The 6,698-nt window shown below is 66.1% G+C and carries 6 protein-coding genes; 4 read left to right on the forward strand and 2 right to left on the reverse strand.

What is annotated here, in order from left to right:
• Window positions 1-138 precede the first annotated feature (138 nt).
• Window positions 139-1,080, forward strand: coding sequence for a thioredoxin-disulfide reductase (gene trxB, locus PSA7680_RS02780; protein WP_085867121.1), 942 nt, complete (start codon window positions 139-141; stop codon window positions 1,078-1,080).
• Window positions 1,081-1,165: 85 nt separating this feature from the next.
• Here the strand turns inward: trxB and PSA7680_RS02785 are convergent, their stop codons facing one another.
• A complete protein-coding gene (locus PSA7680_RS02785; protein ID WP_245824422.1) occupies window positions 1,166-1,960 on the reverse strand; it encodes a SulP family inorganic anion transporter in 795 nt (264 codons plus the stop codon).
• Between the two features lie 264 nt (window positions 1,961-2,224).
• Between PSA7680_RS02785 and PSA7680_RS02790 the strand changes: the two genes are divergently transcribed.
• From PSA7680_RS02790 to PSA7680_RS02800, 3 genes are all read left to right on the forward strand, one after another.
• Entirely contained in the window at window positions 2,225-4,303 is a 2,079-nt protein-coding gene (locus tag PSA7680_RS02790; RefSeq protein ID WP_085867122.1) for a bifunctional sulfate adenylyltransferase/adenylylsulfate kinase, read from the forward strand.
• Between the two features lie 184 nt (window positions 4,304-4,487).
• Window positions 4,488-5,264 (forward strand): hypothetical protein, encoded by a 777-nt coding sequence (locus PSA7680_RS02795; protein ID WP_085867123.1) that lies wholly within the window; start codon window positions 4,488-4,490, stop codon window positions 5,262-5,264.
• A 78-nt stretch (window positions 5,265-5,342) separates the two neighbouring features.
• Window positions 5,343-6,503 carry a WD40/YVTN/BNR-like repeat-containing protein gene (locus tag PSA7680_RS02800; protein ID WP_085867124.1) on the forward strand — a complete coding sequence of 387 codons (1,161 nt, stop codon included), beginning with the start codon at window positions 5,343-5,345 and terminating at the stop codon, window positions 6,501-6,503.
• A gap of 3 nt (window positions 6,504-6,506) precedes the next feature.
• Here PSA7680_RS02800 and PSA7680_RS02805 read toward each other — a convergent pair.
• Window positions 6,507-6,698 (reverse strand): transposase (locus PSA7680_RS02805; protein ID WP_217808310.1); only part of this gene is annotated, 192 nt, incomplete at its 5' end.

The raw sequence follows: 6,698 nt of genomic DNA on the forward strand, positions 1-6,698 counted from the left end.
TCTTCCGCCAAGATCAAGCCCGATTTTCGCAGCGCGCATGACCGGAAGGTTAAGGGGTAGCCGAAGGCGGATCGCATCATTATATCGCTTGCGCAACATGCGCCAGCGCGCGCACCGCAAACCATCCGGAGATGCCCCATGGCCGACACCCGCCACACCAAAGTCCTGATCATCGGCTCCGGCCCCGCCGGCTATACCGCCGCGGTCTACGCCTCGCGCGCGATGCTTTCGCCGATCCTCGTGCAGGGCATGGAGCCGGGCGGCCAGTTGACGACCACCACCGAGGTGGAGAACTGGCCAGGCCACACCGAGATCCAGGGCCCGGACCTGATGGTGAACATGGAGGCCCACGCCAAGGCGATGGGCACCGAGATCATCTCCGACATCATCACCGATCTGGACGTGGACAGCCGCCCCTTCACCGCCAAGGGCGACAGCGGCACCACCTACACCGCCGATGCCGTGATCCTCGCCACCGGTGCACGCGCCAAGTGGCTGGGGCTGGAGTCGGAAGAGAAATTCAAGGGCTTCGGCGTCTCGGCCTGCGCCACCTGTGACGGCTTCTTCTACCGCGGCCAGGAGATCGTGGTCGTGGGCGGCGGCAACACCGCCGTCGAGGAAGCGCTGTTCCTGACGAACTTCGCCTCCAAGGTCACGCTGATCCACCGCCGCGACGAGCTGCGCGCCGAGAAGATCCTGCAGGACCGGCTCTTCAAGAACGAGAAGATCGAAACGCTCTGGTTCCACGAACTCGTGGAGGTGACGGGCACCGACATGCCGCTGGGCGTGGAGGGCGTGAAGGTCAAGAACGTCAAGACGGGCGAGATCTCCGAGATCCCGGCCAAGGGCGTCTTCATCGCCATCGGCCACGCTCCGGCCAGCGAACTGGTGAAGGACAAGCTCGAAACCCACATGGGCGGCTACGTGAAGGTCAAGCCGGGCACGTCGCAGACCTCCATCCCCGGCATCTTTGCCGCCGGCGACATCACCGACCCGGTCTACCGGCAGGCCGTCACCTCCGCCGGCATGGGCTGCATGGCCGCGCTCGACGCGGAGCGCTTCCTCGCCGAACAGGAATGAGCGCGCAGCGCTTGACGTGACCCGCAAGCAAAAGCCCCGGTGAACAGCCGGGGCATTTTCGTTGAAGGCAAGGCAGCCCGGGCACTCAGCGCTCGGGCGTCGACCAGTCCGTTTCCACTTTCCGGCGGTTCAGGCGCAGGGCGAGGCCGATGGCGACGCCAACGCCGATGGCCACCGTCAGATCCGCCACCACCGTCAGCACCAGCGTGAGAACCAGCAGGAACTGATCGCTCCGGCGGGCACGCATGTATTCGCCCCATTTGTGCGGTTCGCTCATGTTCCAGGCCACGATGATCAGCAGCGCCGCCAGCGCGGGCATCGCCAGCTGGCTGGCGAGCGCGGGAAGGCTCAGCGTGTCGCGGTGCTCCCACAGGACCGGCAGCTTCTCGAGGAAATCGGCCGGCATGTTCTCGACCTGCATCCCCAGCGCATCCTTGATCTGGCTGGTGGCGATGATGACGGCGATGCCGATGGTGAAGCCGTTCACCACGGCCTCGGGCACATAGGCGATCAGGCGTCCGGCCCGGAAATACCCGGCGATCATCAGGATGACCCCGGCCATCAGCGTGGCCATCACCAGCCCGTCGAACCCGTGAGTCGCGATCACGTCGGACACGACCACGATGAAGGCCCCCGTCGGGCCGCCCACCTGCACCCGGCTGCCGCCCAGCGCCGAGATCAGGAAACCGGCGACGATGGCGGTGACGAGGCCCGTCGCGGGCTCCGCGCCGGAGGCGATGGCGATGGCGAGGCTGAGCGGCAGCGCCACCATCGCCACGGTCGCCCCGGCGATGAGATCGGCGCGGAACTGCGCGGCATCGTAGGCTTTCAGCGTTGTCAGAAGCTTGGGCTGGCGAATTGCGTCGGCTTCCTTTCTCACGGGGGCCGGCGCGGGCTTGAAGGCCGCGCCGGACCAAGGTCAAGCACGATTGGCAAACCGTTTTGCACATCATCGCGAAGCGGAAAAGCCCCTTGCCTGACGGCAGCTTGCGACGAATTCACCGGCGCCGCCACGCACAAGCCCTGCGTGCGGCGCAAGGGCGCCATTCCGGAGCCGAAGGGAGAGCCGTGCAGATTTTTCTTTGCTGCGCGTGCAAAACGTGCAATGTGTTCACGCGTGAACGCATTTGAGAGTCGGGAAATTATGCCCACCCAACCCGCCAGATCCAGCCTGCCTGAAGAGGAAGATCTCCTCTTTCGCCTGCTGCGCCAGCTTGAAAAGGCGCCAGGGGCGAGCCAGCGGGATACGGCGGCGGCGCTGGGGATTTCTCTCGGCCGCCTGAATGCGCAGCTGAGGGCCATCACCGAAGCCGGGCTCGTGCGCAGGAGCGCGCGCGACGGCCCCGACAAGCGCCAGCGCTTCACCTATGACCTCACCCCCCGCGGTGCCGCCGAGAAGATCCGGCTCACCGATCGTTTCCTCGCCCGCAAGTTCGCCGAGTACGACGCGCTGCACGCCGAACTCACGGGCACAACCAGTGGCCTCGTTCCCTTAAAGCATAGGACCAATTCAATGCAGAACAATCTTGCTCCCATCCCGGAGCTCTTCGTCTCCTACGAAAGCTCCCAGAAGATGAAATCCGAGGCGGCCGACCTCGTGAGCTGGGATCTGACCCCGCGCCAGATCTGCGATCTGGAACTGCTGATGAACGGCGGCTTCTACCCGCTCAAGGGCTTCCTGACGGAAGAGGATTACAACGGCGTCGTCGAGAACATGCGCCTGGCCGACGGCTCCCTCTGGCCGATGCCGATCACGCTGGACGTGAGCGAGGAATTCGCCTCCAAGCTGGAACTCGGCCAGGACATCGCCCTGCGCGACCAGGAAGGCGTGATCCTGGGCACCATGACCGTGACCGACCGCTGGGAGCCCAACAAATCCTACGAGGCCGAGAAGGTCTTCGGCGCCGATGACATCGCCCACCCGGCGGTGAACTACCTGCACAACCACGCCGGCAAGATCTACCTCGGCGGCCCCGTCGTCGGCATCCAGCAGCCGGTGCACTACGATTTCCGCTCCCGCCGCGACACGCCCAACGAGCTGCGCGCCTATTTCCGCAAGATGGGCTGGCGCAAGATCGTCGCCTTCCAGACGCGCAACCCGCTGCACCGCGCCCACCAGGAGCTGACCTTCCGCGCCGCGAAGGAGGCCGAGGCCAACCTGCTGATACACCCCGTCGTCGGCATGACGAAACCGGGCGACATCGATCACTTCACCCGCGTGCGCTGCTACGAGGCCGTGCTCGATCAATACCCCGCCTCCACCACGCACATGAGCCTGCTGAACCTCGCCATGCGCATGGCCGGCCCGCGGGAAGCCGTCTGGCACGGGCTGATCCGCAAGAACCACGGCCTGACCCACTTCATCGTCGGCCGCGATCACGCCGGCCCGGGCAAGAATTCCCAGGGCGAGGATTTCTACGGCCCCTACGACGCGCAGGATCTCTTCCGCGAGCACCAGGAAGAGATGGGCATCGAGATGGTTGACTTCAAACACATGGTCTACGTGCAGGAGCGCGCCCAATACGAGCCGGCCGACGAGATCAAGGACAAGGACAAGGTCACCATCCTCAACATCTCCGGCACCGAGCTGCGCCGCCGCCTCGCCGAGGGCCTCGAGATCCCCGAGTGGTTCTCCTTCCCGGCCGTGGTGAACGAGCTGCGCCGCACCAAGCCGCCGCGCTCCAAGCAGGGTTTCACGGTGTTCTTCACCGGCTTCTCCGGCTCCGGCAAATCCACCATCGCCAACGCGCTGATGGTGAAGCTGATGGAAATGGGCGGCCGGCCCACCACGCTGCTGGACGGCGACGTGGTGCGCAAGCACCTCTCCAGCGAGCTGGGCTTCTCCAAGGAGCACCGGGACCTGAACATCCAGCGCATCGGCTACGTGGCCAGCGAGATCACCAAGAACGGCGGCATAGCCATCTGCGCGCCCATCGCCCCCTACGCCGCCACCCGGCGCAAGGTGCGCGAGATGATCGAGCAATACGGCGCCTTCGTCGAAGTGCACGTGGCCACCTCCATCGAGGAATGCGAACGCCGTGACCGAAAGGGCCTCTACAAGCTGGCCCGCGAGGGCAAGATCAAGGAGTTCACCGGCATCTCTGATCCCTACGACGTGCCGGAGAACCCGGAACTGCGCCTCGAAACCGAGGGCAACGACGTGGATTACTGCGCCCAGCAGGTGCTGCTGAAGCTGGAAGCCATGGGGCTGATCGCGGCCTGATCGGCATCATCGGCTCCAGCGGCGCCCGAAAAATTCGCCGAAATGACACAGGAAAGCCCCGCCAGCAGCGCGGGGCTTTTCACGTTTCCCCGCCCGAGGCTAGGCTGACAGCCATTCGAAGAGACTGCGGGAGGCCCGCGGAAGTCAGGCGCCCGCATTTTCAGCCACAGCCCGCGAGGCCGCCATGATACGTTTTCCCGCCCGCTTTTGCGCCATCACCGTGGCAGCCGCCGCCCTGGCCACGGCGCCGCTGTCGGCGCAGGAAGCCGATACCAGTGCCGCGAACGATCCCACGGCGCCGATCACCAGCTACCAGTTCCAGAACTACTACACCCCCAATTTCCACAACGATCCGGCCGCCAGCGCCAACCGGCTCCAGTTCCGCGCCGCCGTACCCTTCACGCTGGGCAACCTGAACCACATCTTCCGCGTGACCGTCCCCTACCAGACCGAAACCGCCACGGGCGACAGCGGCTTCGGCGACATCACGATCTTCGATCTCGTCACCTTCGAACGCGAATGGGGCCGCTTCGGGGTGGGCGCGGTGGCGCTGCTGCCAACCGGAAGCTCCGGCCTGAGCACGGAGAAATGGGGGATCGGCCCTGCCGCCGGCTTCGTCGCCCAAGCCGATTGGGGCATCTGGGGCCTGTTCAACCAGAACGTCTTCACCGTCGCCGGCGACGACGCGAAACCCGACGTGGACATCTCCATCGTCCAGCCGATCCTGAACCTCCAGCTCGGCAACGGCTGGTCGGTCGGCACCTCCGAGATGACGGCGACCTACGACTGGAATACCAAGGAATGGGTCAGCCTGCCGCTCGGCGTCGGCATCAACAAGATCGTGCCCACGGGCGGCAACCCGTGGCAGCTCTCCCTGACCTACGAGCGCAATTTCGCCGATACCTTCGTGCAGCCGCGCGACACGATCGCCTTCACCGCGAAGCTGCTGGTGACGAACTAGCGCCGGGCTTGCCCGCAGCTTTCCCGCACCGGTTTCACCTCCGGCGTGCTATCCTGCGGCGCAACGAGGAGATGCGCCATGCCACCGATGCTGCTGATCGGCACCACCAAAGGGGCCTTCCTGGCCGACGGAGACCCGGCCCGCGAGGGCTGGAAGGTGCGCGGGCCGTTCTGCGGCGGATGGCCGATCAACCACATGGCCAGCGATCCCGCCACCGGCGCGATCTGGGCCGCCGGCGGCAACGACTGGTTCGGCGCCGGCGTCTGGCGCTCGCAGGACGGCGGCGTCACCTGGGATCTGACCCGCCTGACGTCGGGCACGCAGGACGACTGGGCCCGCAACGATGCGGATTTCGCGGCGGCCATCGGCTGGAGCGAGGCCCCCCTGCCCTTCGGCAACACCTTCTCGCAAGTGTGGTCCCTGCACGTGGCGCCGGGCGCGCTCTACGCGGGCACGAAGCCGGCCCAGCTTCTGAAAAGCACCGACGGCGGCAGGACGTGGGAAAAGGTGAAGGGGCTGACCGTTCACCCCTCCGCCAAGGATTGGAACGGCGGTGCGGCCGGGCTGACCCTGCACACGATCCTGCATGATCCGGCCGCGCCCGAAAGGCTCTGGGTCGGCATCTCGGCGGCCGGCGTCTTCGCCAGCGAGGACGGCGGCGCAAGCTGGGAGCGGCGCAACCGCATGGGCAACGCAGAAACCTGCGCCGCGCACGATCACCCGGCCGCCCCGCGCGACGGCGAGATCGGCCATTGCGTCCACAACATGCAGCTGGCCCCCGAAACCGCCCCGGGCGGCGGACACCTGATCTACCAGCAGAACCACCACGGCGTCTGGCGCTCCCGCGATGGCGGCCGCAACTGGGAGGACATCACCCCCGGCCTGCCCTCGACCTTCGGCTTTCCCATCCAGGTGCACCCGCGCGATCCCGAGGTGATCTGGACCCTGCCGCTGAACGGCGATTCAGCCGGGCGCTATCCGCCCGATGCCGCCTGCGCCGTCTGGTGCTCGCGCGATGGCGGCGAAAGCTGGCAGGCGCAGCGGCAGGGTCTGCCGCAGGAGTCCTGCTTCTTCACCGTGCTGCGGCAGGCCATGGCGGGCGACGGGCAGGAGCCGGCGGGCGTCTATTTAGGCACCAACAGCGGCTCCGTCTTCGCCACGCGCGATGAGGGCGAAAGCTGGCGGGAGGTGGTGCGCCACCTGCCCACGATTCTCTCGGTGGAAGTGCTGGATCCCTGACGGCTAGGTCGTGGACTCATAATGTCTGATCCAGAGCCTTGAGCAAGCGAGGTGAAGTGCGGCGAGGAAGTTTGCTGCGGTTTTGAAGTATCGCGTTGCGATGCCGCGGAAGTGTTTGAGACGATTGAAGAACCGTTCGACCTTGTTGCGTTCGCGGTAGAGGTCTCGGTCGACGGTCCTGACCACGCGGACGTT

This window comes from Pseudoruegeria aquimaris (assembly GCF_900172235.1).
In the GTDB taxonomy this organism is placed as follows: Bacteria; Pseudomonadota; Alphaproteobacteria; order Rhodobacterales; family Rhodobacteraceae; genus Pseudoruegeria; species Pseudoruegeria aquimaris.

Coding starts and splice junctions, on each gene's coding strand:
- PSA7680_RS02795 (WP_085867123.1), top strand. CDS start 4,488: ATGATACGTTTTCCCGCCCGCTTTTGCGCCATCACCGTGGCAGCCGCC.
- PSA7680_RS02800 (WP_085867124.1), top strand. CDS start 5,343: ATGCCACCGATGCTGCTGATCGGCACCACCAAAGGGGCCTTCCTGGCC.
- PSA7680_RS02790 (WP_085867122.1), top strand. CDS start 2,225: ATGCCCACCCAACCCGCCAGATCCAGCCTGCCTGAAGAGGAAGATCTC.
- trxB (WP_085867121.1), top strand. CDS start 139: ATGGCCGACACCCGCCACACCAAAGTCCTGATCATCGGCTCCGGCCCC.